We start from the raw sequence: 24,831 nt of genomic DNA, 5'->3' as shown, positions 1-24,831 counted from the left end.
CCGGTCGGCGATTTGTCGCTAGGCAGGCGGGTATGAGTTCGCGCCGCAAGATCCTCACCGTGTTCGGGACCCGTCCCGAAGCGATCAAGCTGTTCCCGCTGGTGCATGCGCTGGCGGAGGACGAGCGGTTCGACAGCCGCGTGTGTATCTCGGCGCAGCATCGCGAAATGCTCGACCAGGTGCTCGACATCGCCGGGATCGTGCCCGATCACGATCTCGACCTGATGACTCCCGGCCAGACGCTCGATGCGCTGACTGCGCGCGCGTTGGTCGAAATCGGCAGGGTGCTGGATGCGGAACGGCCCGACTGGGTCGTGGTGCAGGGCGATACGACCACCGTGATGGCGGGGGCGATCGCGGCCTATTACCGCAAGATACCCGTGTGCCATGTCGAGGCCGGGCTGCGCAGCGGCGACATCCATCATCCCTGGCCCGAAGAGGTGAACCGCCGCGTCGTCGGCAGCTTCGCCGCGCTGCATTGCGCCCCGACCCAAACCGCGCGCGATGCGCTGCTGCGTGAGAATGTCGAAGCCGCAACCGTGCATGTCACCGGCAACACCGTGATCGATGCCCTGCGCTGGGTGACGCGGCGGGTGAGCGAGGAGCCGGCGCTGGCGGCTGGTCTGGCCGAGCTCGAAGCGCGCTTTGCAGGCAAGCGCATCATCGGCATGACCAGCCACCGGCGCGAGAACTTCGGCGAGGGGATGGAGAATATCGCCGCCGCCGTGCAGCGGCTGGCCGCGCGCGACGATGTCGCGATCATCTTTCCGGTCCACCTCAACCCCAACGTCCGCGCGGTGATGAACGCGCGGCTGGCCGGGCTGGACAATGTCGCGCTGATCGAGCCGCTCGACTATCCGCATTTCGCCCGGCTGCTCGATATCAGCCATTTGATGCTCACTGACAGCGGCGGAGTGCAGGAAGAGGCGCCCGCACTGGGCAAGCCGGTGCTGGTCATGCGCGAGACGACCGAGCGCCCGGAAGGCATCGCGGCAGGCACTGCGAAGCTGGTCGGCACCGATGCCGATGCGATCGTGCGCGAAGCCACCCGCCTGCTCGACGACGAGGCCGCCTATGCCGCAATGGCGCGCGCGCATAACCCCTTCGGTGACGGGCATTCGGCGGCGCGGATCGCCGATCTGCTCGCCGAGGCGTGATCCGTCCCGCTGCCAGCGCGCGCTTTATCGTTACTGTAAAATTTACCGACCGCCGCTAGCTTCGTAGCCCAAAGGTTCAGGGAAACACATTCATGCGTGGTGACACCAAGCCCGACGTCTGCGTCATCGGTCTCGGCTATATCGGTCTGCCAACGGCCGCGATTATCGCGCGCGCGGGCTGCCCGGTGCATGGTGTCGATGTGGCGCAAAGCGTCGTCGACACGATCAACCGCGGCGAAATCCATATCGAGGAGGTCGATCTCGACGGGTTGGTGCAGGCAGTGGTCCAGCGCGGGCTGCTCAAGGCCTCGACGCAGGTCGCGCCCGCCGATGTCTTCGTGATTGCGGTGCCTACACCTTTCGCGAAAGACGGGCAGCATACGCCCGATACATCCTATGTCATGGCCGCCGCCGAGCAGGTCGCCGAGGTGCTCAAGAAGGGTGACACGGTCATTCTCGAATCGACCTCACCGGTCGGCACCACCGAGGCGATGCGCGATGCCATCGCCGCCAAGCGACCCGATCTTGCCATGCCGGGCCTGACCGATGGGCAGCCCGATGTGAGCATCGCCTATTGTCCCGAGCGCGTGCTGCCGGGCAAGATTCTCGAGGAACTCACGCATAACGACCGCTCGATCGGGGGCATCACCCCGCGCTGCGCGCGCAAGGCGCTCGCCTTCTACAAGCGCTTCGTGAAGGGCGAATGCGTCACCACCGATGTGCGCAGCGCCGAAATGACCAAGCTGGTCGAGAACGCCTTCCGCGACGTCAATATCGCCTTCGCCAACGAGCTTTCGATGATCGCCGACCGGCAGGGGCTCGATGTGTGGGAAGTGATCCGGCTGGCCAACCGTCACCCGCGCGTCAATATCCTCACCCCCGGCCCCGGCGTGGGCGGGCATTGCATCGCGGTCGACCCGTGGTTCATCGTCCATGGCGCGCCCGACGAGGCGAAGATCATCCGCCAGGCACGCGAGACCAACGATGCCAAGATGCACCATGTGCTTACCCGCGCGAAGGCGCTGGCGCAGGCCAATCCGGGGGCCAAGATCGCCTGCCTCGGCCTTGCCTTCAAGGCGAATATCGATGATTTCCGCGAAAGCCCGGCGCGCTATGTCGCCGCCTCGCTTGCGCGCGAGTTCGGCGAGCGTGTGCAGGTGGTAGAACCCTATGCGGGCGAACTGCCGCCCGAGTTCGCGGGCACGGGCGCCGAACTGGTCGATATCGACATTGCGCTGGAAGAATGCGGCGTGCTGGTTACGCTGGTCGATCACGATGTGTTCAAGGTCATCCCGCCCGAGGAACGCGCCGGCAAGGCTGTCTATGACACTCGGGGCATCTGGCCCGACGTTGCCTGATCAGGCCCCCTGAGATCGGTCTCTAACTCAGGCCTTGTCGAGCGCGATGTCGGGGGCGTCTTCCTGCTTCATCCCGACAACGTGATAACCGCCGTCGACATGATGCGTTTCACCCGTCACGCCCGATGACAGGTCGGACAGCAGATAGAGGCCCGAGCCGCCGACATCGTCGATGGTGATATTGCGCCGCAGCGGCGAATTGAGCTCGTTCCACTTGAGGATATAGCGGAAATCGCCGATCCCGCTCGCCGCGAGCGTCTTGACCGGACCCGCGCTGAGCGCGTTGACGCGGATGTTCTCGGGGCCGAGGTCGTTGGCGAGATATTTGACGCTGGTTTCCAACGCCGCCTTGGCCACGCCCATCACGTTGTAATGCGGGATCACCTTCTCGGCGCCGTAATAGGTCAGTGTCAGGATCGATCCGCCCTCGGGCATCATCGCGCGCGCGCGCCTGGCCACCGCGACCAGCGAATAGGCGGAGATGTTCATCGTCATCAGGAAATTGTCGAGGCTGGTGTCGACATATTTGCCGCGCAGCTCGTTCTTGTCCGAGAAGCCGATCGCATGGACGACGAAGTCGATCGTCTCCCAGCGCGATTTGAGCGTGTCGAAGGCGCGGTCGAGCGCGTCCATGTCCGACACATCGCATTCGATGAGGAAATCGCTGCCGAGCTGCTGCGCCAGCGGGCCGACCCGCTTCTTGAGCGCCTCGCCCTGATAGGAAAAGGCCAGTTCGGCCCCATGCGCGCCGAGTTGCTTGGCGATTCCCCAGGCCAGCGACTTGTCGTTGGCGAGCCCCATGATCAGCCCACGTTTACCTGCCATCAACCCGCTCATGCAGCGTGCTCCTCTTCTGCCATTTCCCGCGCCAGCGCTGCCCGACGCGCATCGTCGGCCTCGCTCACCTGGCACAATTCCTCTTCAGGCGTTTCGGCCAGCGCCGCGTTCAGCTCTGCGCCGATAACCACCCCGAGCCCGACAAGCCAGAAAAAGAACAATACGATCATCACGCCCGCAAGCCCGCCATAGGTAAGATCGTAGGAGAAGAAATTGCGCAGCACCGCCGGCATGATCGTGGTCACCGCGATCCACCACAGCGTCGTCAGCAATACGCCCGGCCATTTGGGATAGCGCTGGCGGCGGTATTTCGACGGGGTAAGCGAATAGAAGATCAGGTAGAGCGAGCCGAACAGGCCCAGCGCAGGGACGATCCGTGTCAGGCGCAGGTCGGATACCCGGTCGATCAGCTGCGGGAAATAGGCCTCGATAACCTCCTGCGCCGTACCGATCAGGAATTGCGCGATCAGGCTCAGCAACAGCAGGAAGACCGCGGCGAGGATCACCCCCGACGACAGCAGGCGGTATTTCCAGAAAGCCTGCGTGGCATGCGTGCCATAGGCGCGGCGCAGGATGTCGCGGATGGTTTCGACCAGGCTGCCCACCGTCCATAGCCCGATCAGCGCACCGACCCACAGCAGCCAGCCGCTGCGCGCCTCGATCACATCGCGCGCGACGGGTTCGATGACATTGCCGACCATCGGCGGCAGCGCATAGAGCACTGCATTGATCGTCGCCGCGCGTTCGGCCTCTTCGCCAATCGCGGAGAAAACCGCCGCGCCGAGGATGAAGAAGGGGAAGATCGCCAGCATCGACAGATAGGCAAGGTTGCCTGCGTGGATGAAGCCGTCGTTATAAGTGCCGACAATGGTCCGCTTGGTGATTTCCCAGCCCCGTGTGCCGGGGCCCATGTGCCGCTGGATACGGCCGCGCAGATCGCGTGCCTCCTTCCGCCGCTGTTCGGGGGAGAGCGAGTGGATCTCGCGTTCCTGGCCTTCCGGCATGGGTTGTGGCGACAAGGACTAAACCCCGAGCTTGCTCCGCGGATCGCTCTCGTCCTTCCACCCATCGAGCCGCTTGGCAAGCTCGTCGAGATCGTCGGGCAGCTGGATTTCAAGCGTCACCAATTGGTCGCCGCGGGTGCCGTTCTTGCGTGAAAAGCCTTTGCCTTTGAGGCGCAGGACGGTGCCGCCATGCGTGCCGGGCTTGATGGTCATCATCACCGGTCCGTCGACCGTGGGGACGCGGACCTTGCCGCCGTTCACGGCCTCGTCGAGCGTGATCGGCAGGTCGAAGCGCACATCGTCGCCTTCGCGGCGGTAGAGCGCGTGCCGGTCGATCGCGATGGTGACGAGCCCGTCGCCGGCGCCGCCGGGGCCCCGCTCGCCCTTGCCCTTGAGCCGCATCTGCGTCCCGTCCTCGACCCCCTTGGGCAGCTTGAGGTCGATCGTCTTGCCGTCGGACAGCGTGATTCGCTGGTCCTTGAGCGTGGCCGCATCGATAAAGGGAACGCGCAGCTTGTAGGCGATGTCTGCGCCTTTCTGGGGCGGGCGGCGATGCTGCGTACCGCCGAACGGGCTGCCGCCGGAGCGCGCCTGCGACCCGCGGCCACCAAACAGGCCCTCGAAGATATCACCCAGATCGACTTCTTCGCCGCCGAAGCCCTGCATGTCCTCGGTGCGAAACCCGCGCTGCCCGCCATTGGGGCGGAAACCTCCGCCGCCGCCCATGCCTGCAAAGGGATTGGCGGGATTGCCGTCGGCATCGATCTCGCCGCGGTCGAATTGCGCGCGCTTGTCCTTGTCGGACAGCAGGTCATAGGCATTGGTTGCCTGGCTGAAGCGCTCCGAAGCGTTGGGGTTGTCCTTGTTACGGTCGGGATGCAGTTCCTTGGCGAGCGTGCGATAGGCGCTCTTGATGTCCTTTTCGGACGCATTGCGCGGGACGCCAAGGATGGAATAGGGATCGGCCATGGCGTGTTAGCTAGGCACAACAGCGGCGTGGTGCAAGCGCGGGCGGTTTCCTACCGCGCGCATTGGCGATAGGGGACGGCTGATGAATGGCAATTCGGTCCTCCTTGCAGTCGTTTCCGGGCAAAAACGGGCCGCGCCGCGTTTTGCTCCTGAACCCTGTTCCATGTGTTCCAGATTGTAGGAAAGCCCCGATGGAAACCGACCAGAGCGCGATTCCGCCCAGCGATCCTTTCGCGCTGTTCGAAGTGTGGTTCGCCGAGGCACGCGAGAGCGAGCCCAACGATGCCAATGCGATGGCGCTGGCGACGGCGTCGCCCGATGGCTTCCCGTCGGTCCGCATGGTGCTGCTCAAGGGCCATAGCGCCGATGGCTTCGTGTTCTACACCAATGCCGAAAGCCACAAGGGCGAGCAGATCCGCGCCAACATGCGTGCGGCGCTGCTGTTCCACTGGAAAAGCCTGCGCCGCCAGATACGCATCGAAGGCCCGCTCGAAGAAGTCGGCGAGGAAGAGGCAGATGCCTATTTCCATTCGCGCCCGCGCGTGTCGCAGATCGGCTCGGCGGCAAGCGACCAGTCGCGTCCACTGCTCGACCGCCAGCTCTATCTCGACCGGGTCGCCGCGCTCGAGGAGCGCTATCCCGAAGGCGACATCCCGCGTCCGCCGCATTGGACGGGGTTTCGCCTGAGCCCGCGCCGGATCGAATTCTGGCGCGACCGCGAATACCGCCTTCACGACCGCCGGCTGTTTGCGCGCGAGAGCGCTGAGGATGCGTGGTCGAACACGCTGCTCTACCCATGAGTGACAGAAGCGCCCGGCTGGCCCGCTCGGCGGCGATGGCGTCGATTACGGTCGCGCTGGTGCTGGTCGCGCTCAAGAGCTGGGCGAGCTGGCGCACCGGTTCGACCGCCATGCTCGGCAGCCTTGCCGATTCGGCGCTCGACCTGATCGCCAGCCTCGCCACGCTGACCGGTGTGTGGATCGCGTCGATGCCCGCCGACGAGGACCACCGCTTCGGGCACGGCAAGGCAGAGGCGCTGGCGGCGATCTTCCAGATCATGCTCATCGTCCTGTCGGCCTTCGGCATCGCGGCGCGCGCGGTGACGCAGCTGGCGGGCGGGGGCGAGACTGCTGCGGCGGCGGAAGGCATCGGGGTGTCGCTTGTCGCCATCGTGCTGACCTTCGCGCTGCTCGGCTGGCAAAGCTACGTGATGCGCCGGACACGCAGCCTCGCGATCCAGACCGATCACTTGCATTACAAATCCGACCTGTTGCTCAACCTGGCAGTGATCCTCGCGCTGGTGCTCGATCAATATGCGGGTATTGGCATGGCCGATCCGCTGTTCGGACTCGGCATTGCGGCCTGGCTCGGCTGGGGAGCCTGGCGCGGGGCAAGTGACGCGGTCGATGACCTGATGGACCGCGAATGGCCCGAAGACAGGCGGCTGGCCTTCGTCGAGGCGGCCGCGCGCCATCCCGAGCTTTCGAACCTCCACGATCTGCGCACGCGCACCAGCGGCAATCGCGATTTCGTGCAGTTCCATGTCGATCTGCCGCCAAGGATGACGATCGAGGAAGCGCATGCGATCACCGATCGGGTCGAGGACGATCTGAGACGCCAGTTCCCCGGAACCGAATTGCTCATCCACATCGACCCCGAAGGCCATGTCGACGAACCCGATAATCCGCTGGTCGAGGACAATGAGTTCGCCAAGCTCGACAAGGACGCATGAGCCGCGCGCTGCCCTATTGGCATGTCGATGCCTTCACCGACCGCGCTTTCGGCGGCAACCAGGCCGCGGTGATGCCGCTCGACGACTGGTTCGAAGACGATCTGCTGCTCGCGATCGCGGCCGAAAACAATTTCGCCGAAACCGCCTTCTGCGTTCGCGATGCCAGCGGCGAAGCCGACTGGGAGCTGCGCTGGTTCACGCCGGCCGAGGAAGTAAGGTTATGCGGCCACGCAACGCTCGCCAGTGGCCATGTGCTGCTGGCGCGCGATGGCGGCGAGCGGGTGCGTTTTCGCACGCGGCGGGCAGGCACGCTCGAAGTGGCGCGGGCTGGGGCGGGGTACGAGCTTGCTTTGCCGCTGATCCGGACCGAGCGGGGCGAGTGGGTCGAAGCGGTCCAACTGCTCGGTGCGCAGCCGCAGGAGGTCTGGCTCCATCCCGATGGCTACGGGGTCTATCTGTTCGCCAGCGAGGATGCTGTGCGTGCGCTCGATCCCGATCTGCGCGCGCTGGGGGCGCTAGGGAACGACCAGTACATCTGCACCGCACCCGGCAGCGATACCGATGTGGTCAGCCGCGTGTTCGTGCCCGGCGCGAGCGTCGATGAAGACAGCTTCACCGGCTCGGCTCATGCCGTGCTGACGCATTTCTGGACCGAGCGGCTCGGACGCGGCAGCTTCACCGCCTGCCAGGCGTCGCGGCGCGGCGGGCAGGCGATTTGCCGCCGCGATGGCGAGCGAGCGGTCTTGTCGGGCCACTGCGTGACGGTGGTCGAGGGCCGGTTCTTCCTGCCCTAGGTTTCGGGGTAAAGCTCGACCACGTCGGCCAGTTGCTGGAGCATGGCGCGGCGTTCGTCGGCATTGGAATGGCCCAGCCGGACCACGGTCAGCTTCTGTGTCGGCGAGACGAAGACATATTGGCCCATGTGTCCGATCATCGAGAACGCGCTCTCGGGTGCCCGGTCGGGAAACAGCGGGTGCTGGTCTTCCCCCGTGGGGCGGTTGAGCCAGGTCTGCAGTCCGTAATGCGGGCTCTGGGGGCTGGGTTCGACCATCTCTTCGACCCATGCGCGCGGAACCAACTGTTCGCCGCGATAGGAGCCCTTGTTGCGCAGCAATTCGCCGAGCTTTGCCCAGTCGCGCGCGGTGGCGTGGATCAGGCTCCCGCCGATCAATGTGCCTGCGCGGTCGAATTCGGGCACCACCGAGGTCATCCCGAGCGGCGCGAACAGGCGCGCATCGAGATAATCTGCCACCGCCTTGCGCCGGACATCGGGATCCCTGCTGTCGGTCAGCGCGCGCGCGGCAATATCGGCGAGGATCACGGTGGTGTTGGAGGAATATTCGAACTGCGCGCCCGGCTCCGCCTCGAGCGGCTGCGCGGTGGCGTAATCGGCCATGTCGTCGCGCCCGTCGAGGAAAAGCATGCGGACCTCGCCGCTTTCATAGGGCGGGTCGCTCGCTTCGGAATGTTCGAGCCCGCTGCGCATCTGTAGCAGGTGGCGCAGCGTGATCTCGGCGCGCGGATCGCCCGTCCGCTCCCAGCGCGGCACGGGGGCGGGCGCGTCGAGCCGCAATTGTCCGTCGGCGACCAGCATGCCGATCATCACCGCAGTAACCGTCTTGGCCATCGACCAGCTGACGAAGCGCGTGTCCTTGTCATAGCCGGGGGCATAGCGTTCCACCGCCAATGCGCCGCCGTGATAGACCACTAGCGCGCGGGTCTCGCCCAGCCCGTCGAGCATGAACAATTCGTCTGCTGCGCGCGCCAGTGCCCGGGTAGGCGCGCCCGGGTCCTCGGTTACCGCGGCGAGCGCTTCCTCGCTCAGCGGAGGCTCCTCCGCCGGACCGGGGGAGCCGCAGGACGCAAGGCTTGAGGTGGCGAGGGCAAGCGCGATAAGGGAGGCGGGCCGCATGATCATGCGGCGTCACTCGCACGAAGGAATCCCGCTTGGCAACGGCCAAAACACGCTCCCGCTTTTCGCGCCGCTGGTTGTGGCTGATCCCGCTGGTCGCCATCCTGCTCGGCGTCGCCTGGTTCGCCTGGGGCGATGGCCTGCGCAAAACCGGCGGCGTCGGCTCCGCCTATGCAGCGCGGGTCGGCTGTTCCTGTCGCTTCGTCGCCGGGCGTAGCCTCGACGATTGCGCCAAGGACAAGCTGGAAGGGATGGAGCTTATTTCGCTCAGCGAGAATGTGGCGGCGAAAAGCGTAACCGCCTCGATCCCCTTCGTCGCGTCTGACACCGCCAGCTTTCGCGAAGGCTATGGCTGCGTGCTGCAGGAGTGGGAAGGCTAGGCGGCTACCCGCTCGGTCGCTTCGATCCAGCCGCCGCCGACGACCCGTTCGCCGGCATAGATGACCGCCGCCTGTCCTGGCGCGACGCCGAACTCTGGCGCAGCGAAGCGGATCGTGGTCGTTGCGCCCTCGCCAAGCGGCCCCTCGAGCGTGATCGGCACCGGCTTCGCAAGGCTGCGGACCTTGGCCGAAAGCGGTACGTCGGGCAGCGGGCCGATACGGTTCGTCTCGATGATCGTTGCGGCGGAAACGGCGAGCATCCGCTTGGGCCCCACCAGTACGCGCGCGCCGTCGGCATCGATGCCTACGACATAGAGCGGTTCGGGCTGCCCGCCGATATCGAGGCCGCGGCGCTGGCCCACGGTGAAGTGGATCACGCCCTTGTGCTCGCCGAGCGTTTCGCCGGTCGCCGCATGGACGATGGCCCCGGGCCGCGCGCCTTCGGGGCGGAGCTTGCGTACGATGCCTGCGTAATCGCCATCGGGCACGAAGCAGATGTCCTGGCTGTCGGGCTTGGCGGCATTGCGCAGTCCCGCGCCTTCGGCAAGCACGCGGACATCGGCCTTGGGCATGCCCCCCAGCGGGAAGCGCAGGAAGTCGAGTTGGTCCTCGGTCGTGGCGTAGAGGAAATAGGACTGGTCGCGCGCGGGGTCGGCGGCGCGGTGCAGTTCCGCGCCCGCAGGCCCTTCGACGCGGCGGACATAATGGCCGGTGGCAAGGCAATCCGCGCCCAGCTCGCGCGCCATGTCCAGCAGATCGGTGAACTTGGGACCCATGTTGCAGCGGATGCAGGGCACCGGCGTGCGCCCGGCGAGGTAATCGTCGGCAAAGGTTTCGACCACTTCCTCGCGAAACGCGCTTTCATGGTCGTGAACGTAATGCGCGATGCCCAGCCGTTCGGCGACCGCGCGCGCATCCTGGATATCGTCGCCGGCGCAGCATGCGCCCTTGCGTCCGGTGGCGGCGCCATAATCATAGAGCTGCAGCGTGATGCCGATCACTTCGGCGCCCGTGCGTGCAGCCAGCGCGGCGACGACCGAGCTGTCGACGCCGCCCGACATGGCGACGACGATGCGGCATTCGGCTGCCGGTCGCGGCAGGTCGAACAATGCGGCAGCCTGTTCCGGCGATAGGGTTTCGGTAGCAAGCATGGCGCGCCCCATACACGCCTTGGGGGCTGGCCACCAGTAGCCCGGCGCAGGGGCCGCAGGCGATGTTTCACCGAACGTTTACTATGGGCCGTTATCCACAAGCTCATGTTCGAGGGCCGCACCAACGAAAAACCCGTTCACCAACAGCGTGAAAGCACGGATCTGCACCAGTTTCGCTGGACCGATCTGGTCGCCAAGCTCGCCGCGACTCGCGATATGCGAGACGAACTCGGCAAGGTCGATGGCGGCTTCAACGCCTTTGGCGAAGCGCGCCGGGAAAACAGCGACGAAAGTAAACGGATCGTTAACCATGCTGCTTTAAGCGATGGCAAAGCCGCGCGTTTAAGTCGTGGCGACGCCGCAAACGACGCGGTGCATGGCGATAGAGAGAAAGAATGATCGAAAACCAGGATATCCGCCCTGCACAGGTGATCGGCCCCCTCGGGGAGCCGCTGACCATTGACGACCTGCCTTCGCCCAAAACGAAGCGCTGGGTGGTTCGCCGCAAGGCCGAGGTCGTGGCGGCGGTCAATGGCGGTCTGCTGACGATCGACGAAGTGCTCGAGCGCTATTCGCTGAGCCTCGAGGAGTTCGCCTCGTGGCAGCGCGCGGTCGACCGCTCGGGCATGCAGGGCCTGCGCGTCACGCGTATCCAGCACTATCGCGACCTCTACGAACGCCAGCTCAAATACTGATCCTCTCCCCGCCGCGGCGGGGCAACAATTTGACAAGCCTTACGCTCCAAGTTCATCCTCGACAGCAATTTCGGGGAACCGCTCGTCGCACTGGTCCGTTAGAAGACGCAATGTGAGAGTAAAGCAGGAGGAATTAGAATGGCTTGGATTATCGCTATTATCGTCGGCGGGATCATCGGCTGGCTCGCCAGCCTGGTCATGAACCGCGATGCCTCGATGGGCATCTTCTGGAATATCATTGTCGGTATCGTCGGCTCGTTCATCGGCAAGTTCATCGGTTCGCTGATCGGCGTCGGCTCGACGCTGACCGAATTCAGCGTCCCGGGTCTGCTGATGTCGCTGCTTGGCGCCATCGTGCTGCTCGGTATCGCCAACATGGTCCAGCGCGGCCGCGTTCGCTAAGCGACCGAACATCTGATTTCGTTGGGCGGGGCGTCGCAGGACGCTCCGCCCTTCGTTTGTCCGGGTTCCGGCCACCATACGGGCTGTGGTGTCAGGGCGACATTCGTCCACCGGTGGGTGCTCCCGGTCGAACCCTCAATTGCCCTAACGCGGGCCGCGGTCTATCGCCTCAGTTCGAAATTCTTGCGCTAAGTGATATAGCAATGTAACACACTGCTTGTTCGCAGCGCATCTGGGGCAGGGTACGACATGAATTACGAGACTAGAGTGACGGCCGAAAAGGGCGATCCGATCGCGGTCGGTTTCGACCCCGACGCGGAGGAGTACGAGTCCAAGCGCCGCTCGGACCGCCGCAAGGTGCTGATCATCGCCGGCCTTCTCGTGCTAGGTCTCGCCATCGCCGCTTTCTTCGTCATGCGCAGCAATGGCACGGCCACGCCCGCGGGTGACGAAAACGCCCAGGCGCCGACTGTCACTGTCATCACCCCCGGCCGGACCACGGTCGAGGGACAGATCACCGCCACCGGCACGTTGTCCGCGCGCCGCGAAATGCCCGTCGGCGTTGTCGGCGAAGGCGGCCGCGTCGTTTCGGTTCCGGTCGATGCGGGCGACTGGGTGCGCCAGGGCCAGGTGCTGGCGAGCATCGACCAGTCGGTCCAGTCGCAGCAGGTCCAGAGCGCCGGCGCGCAGATTCAGGTCGCCCAGGCCGATGCCGATCTGGCGCAGGCCAATCTCGATCGCGCGCTGCAGCTAGTCGAGCGCGGCTTTGTCTCCACTGCCGATGTCGATCGCCTGACCGCGACCCGCGATGCCGCCGTCGCCCGCGTCCGCGTGGCGCAGGCCCAGCTTGGCGAATTGCGCGCACGCAACGCCCGCCTCAATATCCTCGCCCCGGCATCGGGTTATGTGCTCGAGCGCAATGTCGAGCCCGGCCAGACGGTCAGCGCAGGGTCGCCGGCGCTGTTCCGCATTGCCCGCGGCGGCGAGATGGAACTGCTCGCGCGCCTCAATGAGGATTCGCTGAGTTCGATTTCGGTCGGAACCAGTGCAAAGATTCGTCCCGTCGGCACCGACAAGCTCTTTACCGGGCAGGTCTGGCAAATCTCGCCGACCATCGACGAGCAGGACCGTCAGGGCACGGCGCGTATCGCGCTCTCCTACGCCGAGGGCCTGCGTCCGGGCGGTTTCGCCACCGCGACCATCGCCAGCGGCACGGTCGTTGCCCCGATCCTGCCCGAAAGCGCGGTGCTGTCGGATCGTGAAGGCGCCTATGTCCTGATCGTCAACGGCGAAGACAAGGCCGAACGGCGACCGGTTGTCACGGGCACGGTCACCTCGCAGGGTATCGTCATCGCCGAGGGCCTGACCGGTTCGGAGCGCGTCGTACTGCGCGCCGGCGGCTTCCTCACCGAGGGTGAGACGGTCAAGACGCAAATGGCCGAAGCCGACTAAGCAGGGGTAACTCGATGAACTTCCGCAACATCTCCGCCTGGTCGATACGCAACCCGGTCATCCCGCTGGTCGCCTTCACCGCGCTGCTGCTTGCGGGCCTGATCAGCTTCGCCCGGATGGACGTGGTCAACAATCCGGACATCGAGTTCCCCGCGGTCAACGTGTCGATCTCGCAGCCCGGCGCCGCGCCGACCGAGATCGAGAACCAGATTACCCAACGCGTCGAATCCGCCGTGCGTTCGATCAATGGCGTCAATTCGATCAATTCGACCGCGCGCGAAGGCAGCTCGAACACTTTTATCGAATTCGAGATCGGTACCGATCCCAACGATGCGGTGGCCGAGGTCAAGAATGCGGTCGACACGGTCCGCGGATCGCTGCCCGACGGAATTCTCGAACCGCGTGTGACCAAGGAAGAAATCTCCGGCGGCTTCCTCGCGATTTACGCGGTCGAAGCCGACGACATGACGATCGAAGGGCTCAGCTGGTTCATCGACGATTCGGTGGCCAAGCAATTGCTCGGCATCGAGGGCATGGCCGAGGTCAACCGCTTCGGCGGTGTCGATCGCGAGATCGAAGTGATCCTCGACCTTGCGCGAATGCAGGCGCTGGGTGTCACCGCCAGTCAGATCAATGGGCTGCTCCGCCAGAGCAATGTCGATGCTGCTGGCGGGATGGCGGAGGTTGGCGGGACGCGCCAGTCGGTCCGTGTCCTTGGCAACAGCGACGATGCCTATGCGCTCAGCCAGCGCCAGATCCAGCTCGGCGGCGGGCGTACGGTCAAGCTCGCCGATGTCGCCACGGTCCGCGACGGCTATTCGGAACGCACTTCGATCAGCAAGGTGCGCGACAAGGAAGTCGTCAATTTCGCGATGAGCCGCGCCAAGGGTGCTTCCGACGTTACCGTCTTCGACGAGGCGCTGGAAAAGATCGCCGAGATCGAAGCGGCAAACCCCGGGGTGAAGTTCATCCCGCTGTTCAACACGGTCAAATACACCGAAGACCAGTACGAAAGCGCCATGGCCGCGATGATCGAAGGCGCGATCCTCGCGGTGGTCGTGGTGTTCTTCTTCCTGCGCGACTGGCGCGCAACCGCGATTTCCGCGGTCGCCATCCCGCTGTCGGCGATCCCGACCTTCTGGTTCATGGATCTGCTGGGCTTCAACTTGAACCAGCTTTCGCTGCTGGCGCTGGCGCTGGTTGCCGGGGTGCTGGTCGATGACGCAATCGTCGAGATCGAGAACATCGTCAGACACATGCGCATGGGCAAGACCGCCTATCAGGCGTCGATCGATGCAGCCGACGAGATCGGGCTGCCAGTGGTTGCAACCAGCTTCTGTATCGTCGCCGTGTTCTTCCCGGTCGGTGCCATGCCCGGAATTTCGGGGCAGTTCTTCAAGAACTTCGGTTTCACCGTGGTGGTCGCAGTGCTGATGTCGCTTGCGGTCGCGCGCATGATCACGCCGATGCTGGCGGCCTATTTCCTGAAAGCGAAGGGTCAGGCCGCGCATGGCGAAGGTCCGATGATGGACCGCTACATGAATGTGCTGCGCTGGTCGCTCGACCGCGGCAAGATGTACGCTGCGCGGGAGAATATCGAGGGGCCGCGCAGGCGTTGGCTCTATATCCTGTCGCTGCTGGTCGTCGTGCTCGCAGCGCTGGGCATTTCTGCAATGGCCACGTTCACGGCATCGGACCTTATCCAGAGTCTCGAGCTGACCGACCTCATAACCGGCGGCAATCCCGACGCGGGCGGCTTTGCAAACTTCATCGCCACGCTTGTCGGGGTCGTCCAGTTGGCCTTGGCGCTGGCGATCGGCCTGTTCGCAGCGCTCGCCTTCTTCCGCGTGACCGGTTTCATCCTCCGCCGTTTGGGCGGCCACCTGGCGCAGGCATGGCAGTATCTCTATGCGCGCTTCCTCGACCACCGTGTGTGGATGCTCGGCGTCGGCTATTTCGCACTGCTGCTGACGATCCTGCTGTTCGGTATCGTGCCGGCGCAGTTCCAGCCGAACATCGATGACGAGAACAGCCGTGTCGAAATCGAAATGGTCCCCGGCACGACGCTGGAGACCACCGAGCGGGTGACCGATCAGGTCGCCGATATTCTCTATGAGCAGCCCGAAGTCGAACTCGCTCTCGAACGGGTCCGCGAAGGGCAGGCGACGCTTTATGTGACGCTCAAGCCCGATCGCGAACGCACCTCGATCGAGTTCGAACGCGCCTTGGCGCCGACCTTCGCGCAGATTGCCGATGCGCGGGTACGGTTCGCCTCGCAATCGGGGGGCTTCGGTTCGGGCCGCGACATGACCGTGATGCTGGCCGGGTCGGATCCCGAACAGCTCAACCAGACCGCCGCTACGCTGGTCGAGCAGATGAAGGGGATCGACATGCTTGTCGCCCCGCGCATCAGCGCCGATATCAACCGGCCCGAGCTGATCATCGAACCGCGCGAAGACCTCGCCGCCGAGCTTGGTGTCACCACCGTCGCGATCAGCCAGACCATCCGTATCGCGACGATGGGCGAGATCGAGCAGAACGCGGCCAAGTTCTCGCTCTCGGATCGCCAGATCCCGATCCGGGTCAAACTGCCAGAGCGCTCGCGCGAAGACCTCGAGACGATCAAGAGTCTTCCGGTCCAGACCGCCAATGGCGGCTCGGTGCCGCTGTCGCGGGTTGCCGATGTCTCCTTCGGTTCGGGTCCGACGACTATCCAGCGCTACAATCAGAACCGCCGCGTACTCGTCGGCGCCGACCTTGCGCAGGGTGTGATCAAGGGCGAAGCGCAGGTCGAGATCGACGCGCTCCCGGTCCTGCAGGACCTGCCGCAAGGCGTAATCCGCGATGTAGTGGGTGAAGAGGAATGGCAGCAGGAACTGGTTACCAGCCTGATGATCGCCATCGTCTCGGGCGTGCTGCTGGTCTTCGCGGTGCTCGTGCTGCTCTACAAGCGGCTGATGAGTCCGCTGGTCAACATGACCAGTCTCGCGCTCGCACCGCTGGGCGGCATCCTGCTCGTCTGGCTGTTCGGCCAGCCGCAATCGATGCCCGTCTATATCGGCATCCTGCTGCTGTTGGGCATCGTCTCGAAGAACTCGATCCTGCTGATCGACTTCGCGATCGAGGAGATGGACAAGGGGACGCGCAAGCTTCACGCGATCATCGATGCGGGCCACAAGCGCGCGCAGCCGATTGTCATGACCACCGTCGCGATGACCGCGGGCATGGTCCCGACCGCGCTGTCGGGCGTACTTGGCTCGGGCGATGGTGCCTGGCGCGCGCCAATGGGCACGGTGGTGATCGGCGGCCTGCTGCTGTCGACCGTGCTGACGCTGCTGATCGTGCCCGCCGGCTTCAGCCTGGCCGATGGCTTCGAAAAGCGCGTGGGGCCGTGGATGCGCCGCCGCCTGCTGACCTATAATGAAGGCGACGACACGCGCGGTATCATCGGCGACGGTTCGCCCGAGCCGGGGGTCGAACCCGCGGAGTGAGCGACGCCGTGCCTGCGGGGCTGCGCAAGGCCGGTCCCCCGATACCGCCCGACCGCGCGCGCATGATGCGGCGGACGGCGACCGGGTTGATCGTGCTGATGGCGGCACTGTTCCTGTGGTCGGGGCGCTATCTCGAGTTTCATCCCGCCTGGGGCTATCTGCATGCCTTCGCCGAGGCGGCGATGGTCGGCGGGCTGGCCGATTGGTTCGCGGTCACCGCGCTGTTCCGCCATCCGCTCGGCCTGCCGATCCCGCACACGGCGATCATTCCCGAGAACAAGGACCGCATCGCCGACACGATGGCGGGCTTCCTGCGTGAGAATTTCCTCACCCCGGCAGTGGTCGGGCGGCGAATGGGCGCGATGAACCTCGCGCATGCGGTCGGCAGCTATCTAGCCGATCCCAAGGTGACCAAGGATTCGCGGATCCGCGCGGGCGCAGCCGAGCTGGCGATCGAAGTGCTCGAATCGCTCGATCCCGACCGGCTGGGCACGCAGGTGCGCAGCGGGATCAAGACCCAGCTGGGCAAGCTGGAAATCGCCCCGCTGCTCGGCGGCATGCTCGATGCGATGATTGCCGATAGCCGCCATAAGCCGCTGATCGACAAGATCATCCGCTGGGCGGGGCTGGTCCTCGAAGACAATGAAGCGATGGTGCGCGACATGGTCCACAAGCGCGCCAATGCGGTGCTGCGCTTTACGGGTCTCGACGAACGCCTCGCCAATTCGGTGCTCGACGGGCTGTACAAGCTGCTCGCCGAAGTGCTGGTCGACCCCGACCATCCGCTGCGGGCGAAGATCGAAGAGGGGCTGCAGGAGCTTGCCCTCGGCCTGCGCGAGGATCCCGAAATGCAGCAGCGGGTCGAGCGGATGAAGCGCGAGCTGCTCGACAATCCGGCGATTGGCGATTGGTGGCAGGGCGTCTGGGAACGGCTGCGCGCGAACCTCATCCAGTCGATCCGCAGCAACGACGGCGGCGGCACTGGTTATCTGGGTGAAACGCTTGCCGAACTCGGCTCCGCGCTACGCGACGACGCGCGGCTGCAACGCCAGGTCAACCGCTTCGCACGCCGCACGGCGGTGGGTGTTGCGACGCGCTATGGCGATCAGATCGTGCAGCTTGTTTCGGAAACCGTGCGCCGCTGGGATGCCCAGACGATTACCGACCGCGTCGAAAGCGCGGTGGGCCGCGACCTCCAGTTCATCCGCATCAACGGGACACTAGTGGGCGGATTGGTGGGGCTGACGATCCACGCGCTCGACATTTACGTGATCTAGCTGGCGGATATGCCGCGCGGCCAGCACGGCGACCGGAAAATGAAAAACCCTCCCGCCGAACGCTCGGCGAGAGGGTCAAACCTTGGGCTTAGCCAGGCAATCAGAGCTTTTCGGTCAGCTCCGGGACGATCTTGAACAGATCACCGACGAGGCCGATGTCCGCGACCTGGAAGATCGGGGCATCCTCGTCCTTGTTGATGGCGATGATGGTCTTGGAATCCTTCATGCCCGCAAGGTGCTGGATCGCACCCGAAATGCCGATGGCGATATAGACTTCCGGGGCGACGATCTTGCCGGTCTGGCCGACCTGGTAGTCGTTGGGGACATAGCCCGCATCGACCGCTGCGCGGCTCGCGCCGATCCCGGCGCCGAGCTTGTCGGCGAGCGGGGTGATGACCTGTTCGAAGGTTTCCGAATCCTTCAGCGCCCGGCCGCCCGAGACGATCACTTTGGCGCTGGTCAGTTCGGGGCGATCGCTTTCGGCGATTTCCTCGCTGACGAAGGTCGAAATGCCCGCATCGGTCGGGCCCGAGACGTCTTCGATCTCGGCAGAGCCGCCTTCGGCAGCGGCCTTCTCGAAGGCCGTACCGCGCACGGTGACGACCAGCTTGGCGTCGGACGATTCGACCGTCGCAATCGCGTTGCCGGCGTAGATCGGGCGGGTGAAGGTCTTGTCGCCTTCGACCGAGAGAATGTCCGAAATCTGCATCACGTCGAGCAGCGCGGCGACGCGCGGAGCGACATTCTTGCCGGTGGTGGTGGAAGGCGCAACAAAGGCGTCGTGATGGCCCATGAGATCGGCGACCAGCGGGGCCACGTTCTCGGCCAGCGCATGTTCGTAAGCCGCGTCGTCCGCCAGGTGGACTTTGCCCACGCCGGCGATCTTGGCAGCTTCTTCGGCCACCGCGCGGCAACCCGCACCGGCAACCAGCAGGTGGACTTCGCCGAGCTTGCCCGCGGCGGTTACCGCGGCCAGCGTGGCGTCTGCGACATGGGCGTTATCGTGTTCGACCCAGACGAGAGTTTTCATGTGTCTATTCCTTTCGTGTCCGGGCGGGCTCAGGCGATCCCGAGGGCCTTGATCTTGGCGACGAGTGCATCGACGTCCTCGACCTTTTCGCCCGCCTGGCGGACCGGCGGTTCGGAAACATTGGTCGTCGTCAGGCGCGGCGCGGTATCGACGCCGTAATCCGCCGGGCTCTTGGTATCGAGCGGCTTCTTCTTCGCCTTCATGATGTTGGGCAGCGAAGCATAGCGCGGCTCGTTGAGACGCAGGTCGGTGGTGACGATCGCGGGCATGGTCAGCTTGACCGTCTGCAGACCGCCATCGACTTCACGCTTTACCGTGACGCTGTCGCCCTCGACCTCGACCGTATTGGCGAAGGTGCCCTGCGGACGGCCCATCAGCGCGGCGAGCATCTGGCCGGTCTGGTTCGAATCGTCATCGATCGCCTGCTTGCCGAGCATCACGATGCCGGGTTCTTCTTCCTTGGCGATGGCCTGGAGGATCTTGGCGACGGCGAGCGGTTCGACCTGGTCGTCGGTTTCGACCAGGATCGCGCGGTCGGCGCCCATGGCGAGCGCGGTGCGCAGCGTTTCCTGCGCCTTGGCAGGACCGACGCTGACGACGACGATTTCTTCGGCCTTGCCCGCTTCCTTGATGCGGATGGCTTCCTCGACGGCGATTTCGTCGAAGGGGTTCATGCTCATCTTGACGTTGGCGAGGTCGACGCCCGAGCCGTCGGCCTTGACGCGCGGCTTGACGTTGTAATCGATCACCCGTTTCACGGGGACGAGGATTTTCATGCGATACCTTCCTCTCGATAGAATCTGTGGCGCCCGCCTATCTCGCGTTTACGTAAACGTCAAGTAAGCTGGACGCGGTGAATGCGACGCTTACCGTAATCCCTCGCCCTATGCGCGGGGTGGGTCAAGCGGCGCCGACCTTCATCTTTACTATGGGTGGCGGCGGGATTAGTTTCGCCGCTCTCGACGGGAGGAAGGCAATGCACGTCTGGACGATTTTCGCGGCCGTGGCGGGGCTGGCCGCAGCACCCCTCGCCGCCGAGGAAACCCGGCTGGCCCCGGCGGACCATGTCCCCCCACCCGCAGCGATCGAACAGCTCGATTGGCTGATCGGTCACTGGTCGGGCGAGGGTATCGCCGGCGCCGCCGCGCATGAAAGCTGGCTACCGCCGAGCGGCGGAACCATGGTCGGGACCTTCGTCCAGGAAACCGGCGAGGGCGAGATCATGTTCACCGAGCACATGTATCTGGCCGAGGAGGATGGCTCGCTGGTCGTCAGGCTCAAGCATTTCAATCCCGACCTCACCGGATGGGAGGAAAAGGACGATATGCTGCGCTTCCGCCTGGTGGCCGTGGAGGATTGCGCCGCCTTTTTCAGCGCGCTGACCTATCGCTGCGATGGCGACGACGGGTTGGTGGTCGCCGTCCGCATGAAGAGCGAGGACGACGCGGTCGAAGAGCTGGTGTTCCGCTTCCGGCGCAACCGCTGACGCCGGAAATGCGAAGGGCGGACCCTGCCGGGCCCGCCCTTCTAAACCTTACGCGGCAGCGGCCGAAGCGATCAGGCCGCCTTCTTGACCTCGGCCACGATCTTCTTTGCGGCATCGCCCAGATCGTCGGCGCTGACGATCGGCAGGCCCGAATTCTCGAGGATGGACTTGCCTTCCGCGACATTGGTGCCTTCGAGACGCACGACCAGCGGAACCGAGAGGTTCACGTCCTTCGCCGCCTGCACGATGCCATTGGCGATGACGTCGCACTTCATGATGCCGCCGAAGATGTTGACGAGGATACCCTCGACCGCCGGGTCCTTGAGGATGATCTTGAACGCTGCGGTGACCTTCTCGGTGGTGGCGCCGCCGCCCACGTCGAGGAAGTTGGCGGGGAAGGCGCCGTTGAGCTTGATGATGTCCATCGTCGCCATGGCAAGACCCGCGCCATTAACCATGCAGCCAATGTTGCCGTCGAGCTTGATGTAGGCGAGATCGTATTCGCTCGCTTCGACTTCGGCCGGGTCTTCCTCGGTCTCGTCGCGCAGCGCTTCGACGTCCTTGTGCCGGAACAGCGCATTGCCGTCGAAGCTCATCTTGGTGTCGAGCACGAGGAGATTGCCGTCCTTGGTCTCGACCAGCGGATTGATCTCGAGCATTTCGCAATCGAGATCCATGAAGGCAGTGTAAAGCTGCTTGGACAGCTTCTGCGCCTGCTTGTTCAGATCGCCCGTCAGCTTGAGCGCGAAGGCCACTGCGCGGCCGTGATGCGGCATGAAGCCCTGTGCCGGGTCGATGGTGATGGTGGTGATCTTCTCGGGCGTCGAATGCGCGACTTCCTCGATGTCCATCCCGCCTTCGGTCGACACGATCATGGCAACGCGGCCAGTGGCGCGATCGACCAGCATCGACAGATAGTACTCTTCGGCAATGTCGACGCCGTCGGTGACATAGAGGCGGTTGACCTGCTTGCCCGCATCACCGGTCTGCACGGTCACCAGCGTATTGCCGAGCATGTCCCTGGCGTTGGCTTCGACATCCTCGATGCTGGTCGACAGGCGGACACCGCCCTTGGCATCGGGGCCGAGTTCCTTGAACTTGCCCTTGCCGCGACCACCGGCATGGATCTGCGCCTTCACGACATAAAGCGGTCCGGGCAGCTGCTTGGCACCAGCAACCGCTTCCTCGACGGTCAGCGCGGCATGGCCGGCGGGGATGCCGATCCCGTATTTAGCGAGCAGTTCCTTGGCCTGGTATTCGTGAATGTTCATGGAGTGCGTCGTCCTTCGCGTGATGCGCGTGGGGTAATGGGAGTCGCAGCGGCCATAAGCATGTCTGGGCGCGCTTGAAAAGGCCCGCATTCGGGTGCAGGGCCGCGTCACACGCACATGATCGACAGCCAACGCCTCGAATCCATCGTCTCCGAAGCCGGGAGGATCGCCTACGACCTGTGGCCGGGTGCGGGTAACGCACTCGACGCATGGGAGAAAAAGCCCGGCGATCCGGTGTGCGAGGCCGATCTTGCGGTCGATGCCTTTCTCAAACGCGAACTTGGCGCGCTGTTGCCGTCGGCGGGCTGGCTGTCGGAGGAAACGGCCGACGATCCTGCGCGTCTCGAGCACGATCTGATCTGGCTGGTCGATCCGGTCGACGGGACGCGCGACTTCATCCGCGGACGCCCCGGCTGGGCGGTATCGGTCGCACTTATCAGCGGCGGGCGCCCGCTGATCGGGACGCTCTGCGCCCCTGCACGCGGCGAAACCTGGCAGGCAGTCGCGGGGCAGGGCGCGTTCCGCAACGGGCAGCCGCTCTCGGCTTCGATGCGGCGCGAATTCGCGGGGTCGCGGGTTCCGGCGCATGCCTTGCCCAAGACCGACACCGATCTGGTCACCGTCGACCAGCCCAATTCGATCGCGCTGCGCATTGCCATGGTCGCTGCCGACGAGGCCGATCTGGTGGCGACGGTGCGCTGGGGATTCGAATGGGATATCGCCGCAGCGGGCATGATCGCGCGCGAAGCGGGCGCGGCGGTGAGCGATGCCTATGGCAACAAGCTCGATTACAACAAACGCGACCCGCGCGCCTTCGGCGTGCTGGTCAGCGCGCCCGACATCCACACCGCAGCGGTCGCGCGGCTGGCACAGCGACTCGATACGCAGACATGAAAAAGGGGCCGGTCAGAAACCGGCCCCCAGTTCGTGCGATCTTCCAAAGGGCCCGGGGGCCTTACATCCCCTGGGACTGGGCGGCTTCGACGTCCTGCTGGTCGAAGGGGATGATCTTGATTTCAACGCGGCGGTTGAGCGGCTGGTTGACGTTGTCGGCGGTTGCCACCTTCAGCCGGGTTTCGCCAAAGCCCATCCAGCGCAGGCGCGAGGAGCTGACCCCGCGCGAGGTGAGGTAATTGGCGACGGCCTGCGCGCGCTGTTCGGACAGGCGCTGGTTCGATTCGGCCGAACCGACGGTATCGGTGTGACCGTAAACGTCGACCAGGCTGTTGGGATATTGCGTCAGACTGCTGGCCACGCGGTCGAGCAGATCGCGGAAGCCCGGCGAGATGGTGTAGCTGCCGGTGGCGAAGGTCACGCCGTCGGGCAGGTTGACGAGGATCGCTTCGCCGCCATCGGTTTCGCTGACGTCGACGCCCGAACCGGCCGTCTGCTCTTCGAGTTCCTTGATCTGCTGGTCCATCTTGTAGCCGACCACGCCGCCGGCGACACCGCCCGCTGCTGCGCCGACAATGCGTCCGGTCTTGCCGCCGATGACGCCGCCGAGCAATCCGCCGACGACAGCACCGCCGGCCGTGCCGAGCACGGTGCGCGAGATTTTCTGCTCGCCGGTATTGGGATCGGTGACACAGGCCGACACGGTCATCAGGGACACGGCGGCCAGGCTGGCGGTAAGAATGCGCGATTTGTTCATGTAATTCTCCTCCTCTGAGGTGGCAGGTGGCCCTGTCCGGGATCGCTGCCGGGCGAGTGATACCGGACGCGCCCAACCCGCGTCACTGTTCATCCAACCTTCCAGCGACCCGCCAGTTCCATCCGCGGGGCAGATAAGTCATCCGAGGCTGGCAGCGCGGGGCTTTTGTGCTAGCGACGCGCGGGTGACACCTTTTCCCTGGACCGACCTGCTGATCATCGCGGGGCTGATCGTGCTCAATGGCGTTTTCGCCATGAGCGAACTCGCCATCGTCTCGGCGCGCACCGCGCGCCTGCGGTCCGCCGCGCATCAGGGCACACGCGGGGCGCAGATCGCGCTGACGCTGGCGGCGGAGCCGGGCAAGTTCCTCTCGACCGTACAGATCGGGATTACGCTTATCGGGATCATTGCCGGTGCCTATTCGGGGGCCAGCCTCGGGGGACCGGTGGGCGAGCGGCTGGTGCTGCTCGGCGTGCCCGCCAGTTGGGCGCCCCAGGCGGGGTTCGCGACCGTCATCGCCCTCACCACCTATCTCAGTCTGGTAGTCGGCGAGCTGGTGCCCAAGCAGGTCGCGCTGCGCGCAGCTGTGCCCATCGCAATCTATATGGCGCGGCCGATGGCGGTGCTGGCCAAGGTCGCTGCGCCGCTTGTGTGGCTGCTCGATGCATCGTCGGGCCTGCTTATCCGCCTGCTTGGCGTGCGGCCCGCGGGCCAGAGCGCGGTTACCGCCGAAGAACTGCACATGCTGTTTGCCGAGGCCACGCGCAGCGGGGTGATCGAGCATGAACAGCACCAGATGCTGCAGGGCGTAGTCCGGCTGGCCCAGCGCCCGGTACGTGAACTGATGACGCCGCGCACCGAGGTCGACTGGATCGATATCGCTGCGGACGAGGCGGCAGTGCGCGCGGTGCTCGAGGCCAGCCCGCACTCGCTGCTGCCCGTGGCCGAAGGGTCGCCCGACCGGGTGCTGGGCGTGGTCAAGGTGCGCGATATCCTGTCGCGGCTCATCGCCAACCAGCCAGTCAAAATTGCCGATCTGATGATCAAGGCCGAGGTCGTGCCCGACCAGCTCGATGCGGTCGATGCCTTGCGCGTGTTGCAGCAGGCCGAAGTCGCGCTGGCGATGGTGCATGACGAATACGGCCATCTCGACGGGATCATAACGCCGGTCGATCTGCTCACTGCGCTGGTGGGCGATTTCGCCAGCGACCAGGACCCTGGCGATTCGCCGGGCATTACCGAACGCTCCGATGGAAGCCTGCTGGTATCGGGCTCGCTCTCGGCCGATGTGCTCGCCGACCGGCTAGGCATCGAATATGGCGACGATCGCGAATTCGGCACTGCGGCAGGCTATGCGCTGCACGTGCTTAAGCGGTTGCCGGGCGAAGGCGACTATTTCACCGACCAGAGCTGGCGTTTCGAAGTGATCGACATGGATGGCCGGCGGATCGACAAATTGCTGGTGAGCAGCGAAGCGAGCGAAGTTTAGTTTTTGCTGTTCGCACCGACATCTCTCGGTGCGTCCCCGGGGCTGTTCCTCCGCTTCGCGACGGCCCCCTGCGGGCGGGCTTGCAGG

General features: G+C 64.9%; 24 protein-coding genes. 15 read left to right on the top strand and 9 right to left on the bottom strand.

What is annotated here, in order from left to right:
• Window positions 1-32 precede the first annotated feature (32 nt).
• Entirely contained in the window at window positions 33-1,157 is a 1,125-nt protein-coding gene (gene wecB / locus J2S32_RS10270) for a non-hydrolyzing UDP-N-acetylglucosamine 2-epimerase (protein ID WP_253520833.1), read from the top strand.
• A gap of 92 nt (window positions 1,158-1,249) precedes the next feature.
• On the top strand, window positions 1,250-2,515 hold the full coding sequence (gene wecC / locus J2S32_RS10265; RefSeq protein WP_253520831.1) for a UDP-N-acetyl-D-mannosamine dehydrogenase: 1,266 nt from the start codon (window positions 1,250-1,252) through the stop codon (window positions 2,513-2,515).
• A gap of 27 nt (window positions 2,516-2,542) precedes the next feature.
• Here wecC and fabI read toward each other — a convergent pair whose 3' ends face one another.
• The 3 genes from fabI to J2S32_RS10250 are packed head-to-tail and all read right to left on the bottom strand — an operon-like array spanning window position 2,543 to window position 5,325.
• Window positions 2,543-3,352 (bottom strand): enoyl-ACP reductase FabI, encoded by an 810-nt coding sequence (gene fabI, locus J2S32_RS10260; protein ID WP_253520828.1) that lies wholly within the window; start codon window positions 3,350-3,352, stop codon window positions 2,543-2,545.
• A complete protein-coding gene (locus tag J2S32_RS10255; protein ID WP_253520824.1) occupies window positions 3,349-4,356 on the bottom strand; it encodes a YihY/virulence factor BrkB family protein in 1,008 nt (335 codons plus the stop codon). The genes fabI and J2S32_RS10255 overlap by 4 nt, the downstream gene beginning before the upstream one ends.
• An 18-nt stretch (window positions 4,357-4,374) precedes the next feature.
• Entirely contained in the window at window positions 4,375-5,325 is a 951-nt protein-coding gene (locus J2S32_RS10250) for a DnaJ C-terminal domain-containing protein (protein ID WP_253520821.1), read from the bottom strand.
• A 191-nt stretch (window positions 5,326-5,516) separates the two neighbouring features.
• Here J2S32_RS10250 and pdxH point away from each other — a divergent pair, with 191 nt between their 5' ends.
• Genes pdxH through J2S32_RS10235 form a run of 3 tightly spaced genes read left to right on the top strand, consistent with a single transcriptional unit; the run spans window position 5,517 to window position 7,851 of the window.
• Window positions 5,517-6,125, top strand: coding sequence for a pyridoxamine 5'-phosphate oxidase (pdxH, locus tag J2S32_RS10245; RefSeq protein WP_253520815.1), 609 nt, complete (start codon window positions 5,517-5,519; stop codon window positions 6,123-6,125).
• Window positions 6,122-7,057 (top strand): cation diffusion facilitator family transporter, encoded by a 936-nt coding sequence (locus tag J2S32_RS10240; RefSeq protein ID WP_253520812.1) that lies wholly within the window; start codon window positions 6,122-6,124, stop codon window positions 7,055-7,057. Before pdxH ends, J2S32_RS10240 begins: the two co-directional genes overlap by 4 nt.
• Window positions 7,054-7,851, top strand: a complete 798-nt coding sequence (locus J2S32_RS10235; RefSeq protein ID WP_253520809.1) for a PhzF family phenazine biosynthesis protein — start codon at window positions 7,054-7,056, stop codon at window positions 7,849-7,851. The genes J2S32_RS10240 and J2S32_RS10235 overlap by 4 nt, the downstream gene beginning before the upstream one ends.
• Here J2S32_RS10235 and J2S32_RS10230 read toward each other — a convergent pair.
• Window positions 7,848-8,975, bottom strand: coding sequence for a serine hydrolase domain-containing protein (locus tag J2S32_RS10230; RefSeq protein ID WP_253520806.1), 1,128 nt, complete (start codon window positions 8,973-8,975; stop codon window positions 7,848-7,850). The two genes, J2S32_RS10235 and J2S32_RS10230, sit on opposite strands and share 4 nt — an antisense overlap.
• Window positions 8,976-9,004: 29 nt before the next feature.
• On the opposite strand from J2S32_RS10230, the gene J2S32_RS10225 reads away from it, so the two are divergent.
• Window positions 9,005-9,349, top strand: a complete 345-nt coding sequence (locus tag J2S32_RS10225; protein ID WP_253520804.1) for a hypothetical protein — start codon at window positions 9,005-9,007, stop codon at window positions 9,347-9,349.
• Here the strand turns inward: J2S32_RS10225 and mnmA are convergent.
• Complete coding sequence (mnmA, locus tag J2S32_RS10220; RefSeq protein ID WP_253520802.1) at window positions 9,346-10,500, bottom strand: tRNA 2-thiouridine(34) synthase MnmA; 1,155 nt, start codon at window positions 10,498-10,500, stop codon at window positions 9,346-9,348. The two genes, J2S32_RS10225 and mnmA, sit on opposite strands and share 4 nt — an antisense overlap.
• A gap of 105 nt (window positions 10,501-10,605) precedes the next feature.
• Here mnmA and J2S32_RS10215 point away from each other — a divergent pair, with 105 nt between their 5' ends.
• The 6 genes from J2S32_RS10215 to J2S32_RS10190 all read left to right on the top strand — a co-directional run bounded on the left by J2S32_RS10215 (window position 10,606) and on the right by J2S32_RS10190 (window position 17,817).
• The gene (locus J2S32_RS10215) at window positions 10,606-10,899 is read left to right on the top strand and encodes a hypothetical protein (protein WP_253520800.1); all 294 of its coding nucleotides are present in this window, start codon (window positions 10,606-10,608) and stop codon (window positions 10,897-10,899) included.
• Window positions 10,896-11,195, top strand: a complete 300-nt coding sequence (gene sciP / locus J2S32_RS10210; protein WP_253520798.1) for a CtrA inhibitor SciP — start codon at window positions 10,896-10,898, stop codon at window positions 11,193-11,195. The genes J2S32_RS10215 and sciP overlap by 4 nt, the downstream gene beginning before the upstream one ends.
• A gap of 138 nt (window positions 11,196-11,333) precedes the next feature.
• Complete coding sequence (locus J2S32_RS10205; RefSeq protein ID WP_253520796.1) at window positions 11,334-11,597, top strand: GlsB/YeaQ/YmgE family stress response membrane protein; 264 nt, start codon at window positions 11,334-11,336, stop codon at window positions 11,595-11,597.
• A 249-nt stretch (window positions 11,598-11,846) separates the two neighbouring features.
• The gene (locus tag J2S32_RS10200; RefSeq protein ID WP_253520794.1) at window positions 11,847-13,049 is read left to right on the top strand and encodes an efflux RND transporter periplasmic adaptor subunit; all 1,203 of its coding nucleotides are present in this window, start codon (window positions 11,847-11,849) and stop codon (window positions 13,047-13,049) included.
• A gap of 14 nt (window positions 13,050-13,063) precedes the next feature.
• Window positions 13,064-16,540, top strand: a complete 3,477-nt coding sequence (locus J2S32_RS10195; RefSeq protein WP_253520791.1) for an efflux RND transporter permease subunit — start codon at window positions 13,064-13,066, stop codon at window positions 16,538-16,540.
• A gap of 65 nt (window positions 16,541-16,605) precedes the next feature.
• Window positions 16,606-17,817: a DUF445 domain-containing protein gene (locus tag J2S32_RS10190; RefSeq protein WP_253523054.1), complete on the top strand. Its 1,212-nt coding sequence runs from the start codon at window positions 16,606-16,608 to the stop codon at window positions 17,815-17,817.
• A gap of 100 nt (window positions 17,818-17,917) precedes the next feature.
• Here J2S32_RS10190 and J2S32_RS10185 read toward each other — a convergent pair whose 3' ends face one another.
• Together J2S32_RS10185 and J2S32_RS10180 are read right to left on the bottom strand one after the other, a co-directional pair.
• Window positions 17,918-18,847 (bottom strand): electron transfer flavoprotein subunit alpha/FixB family protein, encoded by a 930-nt coding sequence (locus J2S32_RS10185; RefSeq protein WP_253520787.1) that lies wholly within the window; start codon window positions 18,845-18,847, stop codon window positions 17,918-17,920.
• Window positions 18,848-18,876: 29 nt separating this feature from the next.
• Complete coding sequence (locus J2S32_RS10180; RefSeq protein WP_253520784.1) at window positions 18,877-19,623, bottom strand: electron transfer flavoprotein subunit beta/FixA family protein; 747 nt, start codon at window positions 19,621-19,623, stop codon at window positions 18,877-18,879.
• 200 nt (window positions 19,624-19,823) lie between these two features.
• Here J2S32_RS10180 and J2S32_RS10175 point away from each other — a divergent pair, with 200 nt between their 5' ends.
• Complete coding sequence (locus J2S32_RS10175; RefSeq protein WP_253520781.1) at window positions 19,824-20,333, top strand: DUF6265 family protein; 510 nt, start codon at window positions 19,824-19,826, stop codon at window positions 20,331-20,333.
• Window positions 20,334-20,404: 71 nt separating this feature from the next.
• Here the strand turns inward: J2S32_RS10175 and sucC are convergent, their stop codons facing one another.
• Window positions 20,405-21,604: an ADP-forming succinate--CoA ligase subunit beta gene (gene sucC, locus J2S32_RS10170; RefSeq protein ID WP_253520778.1), complete on the bottom strand. Its 1,200-nt coding sequence runs from the start codon at window positions 21,602-21,604 to the stop codon at window positions 20,405-20,407.
• Between the two features lie 117 nt (window positions 21,605-21,721).
• Between sucC and J2S32_RS10165 the strand changes: the two genes are divergently transcribed.
• Window positions 21,722-22,498 carry a 3'(2'),5'-bisphosphate nucleotidase CysQ gene (locus J2S32_RS10165; protein WP_253520775.1) on the top strand — a complete coding sequence of 259 codons (777 nt, stop codon included), beginning with the start codon at window positions 21,722-21,724 and terminating at the stop codon, window positions 22,496-22,498.
• Between the two features lie 61 nt (window positions 22,499-22,559).
• Here J2S32_RS10165 and J2S32_RS10160 read toward each other — a convergent pair whose 3' ends face one another.
• Complete coding sequence (locus tag J2S32_RS10160) at window positions 22,560-23,255, bottom strand: OmpA family protein (protein ID WP_253520772.1); 696 nt, start codon at window positions 23,253-23,255, stop codon at window positions 22,560-22,562.
• Between the two features lie 184 nt (window positions 23,256-23,439).
• Between J2S32_RS10160 and J2S32_RS10155 the strand changes: the two genes are divergently transcribed.
• Window positions 23,440-24,744 carry a hemolysin family protein gene (locus tag J2S32_RS10155; RefSeq protein WP_253520769.1) on the top strand — a complete coding sequence of 435 codons (1,305 nt, stop codon included), beginning with the start codon at window positions 23,440-23,442 and terminating at the stop codon, window positions 24,742-24,744.
• Window positions 24,745-24,831: the final 87 nt, after the last annotated feature.

Origin of the sequence: Qipengyuania citrea, from assembly GCF_024171405.1 — a bacterium.
In the GTDB taxonomy this organism is placed as follows: Bacteria; Pseudomonadota; Alphaproteobacteria; order Sphingomonadales; family Sphingomonadaceae; genus Qipengyuania; species Qipengyuania profunda.
The sequence above is the reverse complement of the archived record's forward strand: the minus strand, read 5'-3'. Positions and strand labels throughout refer to the sequence as shown.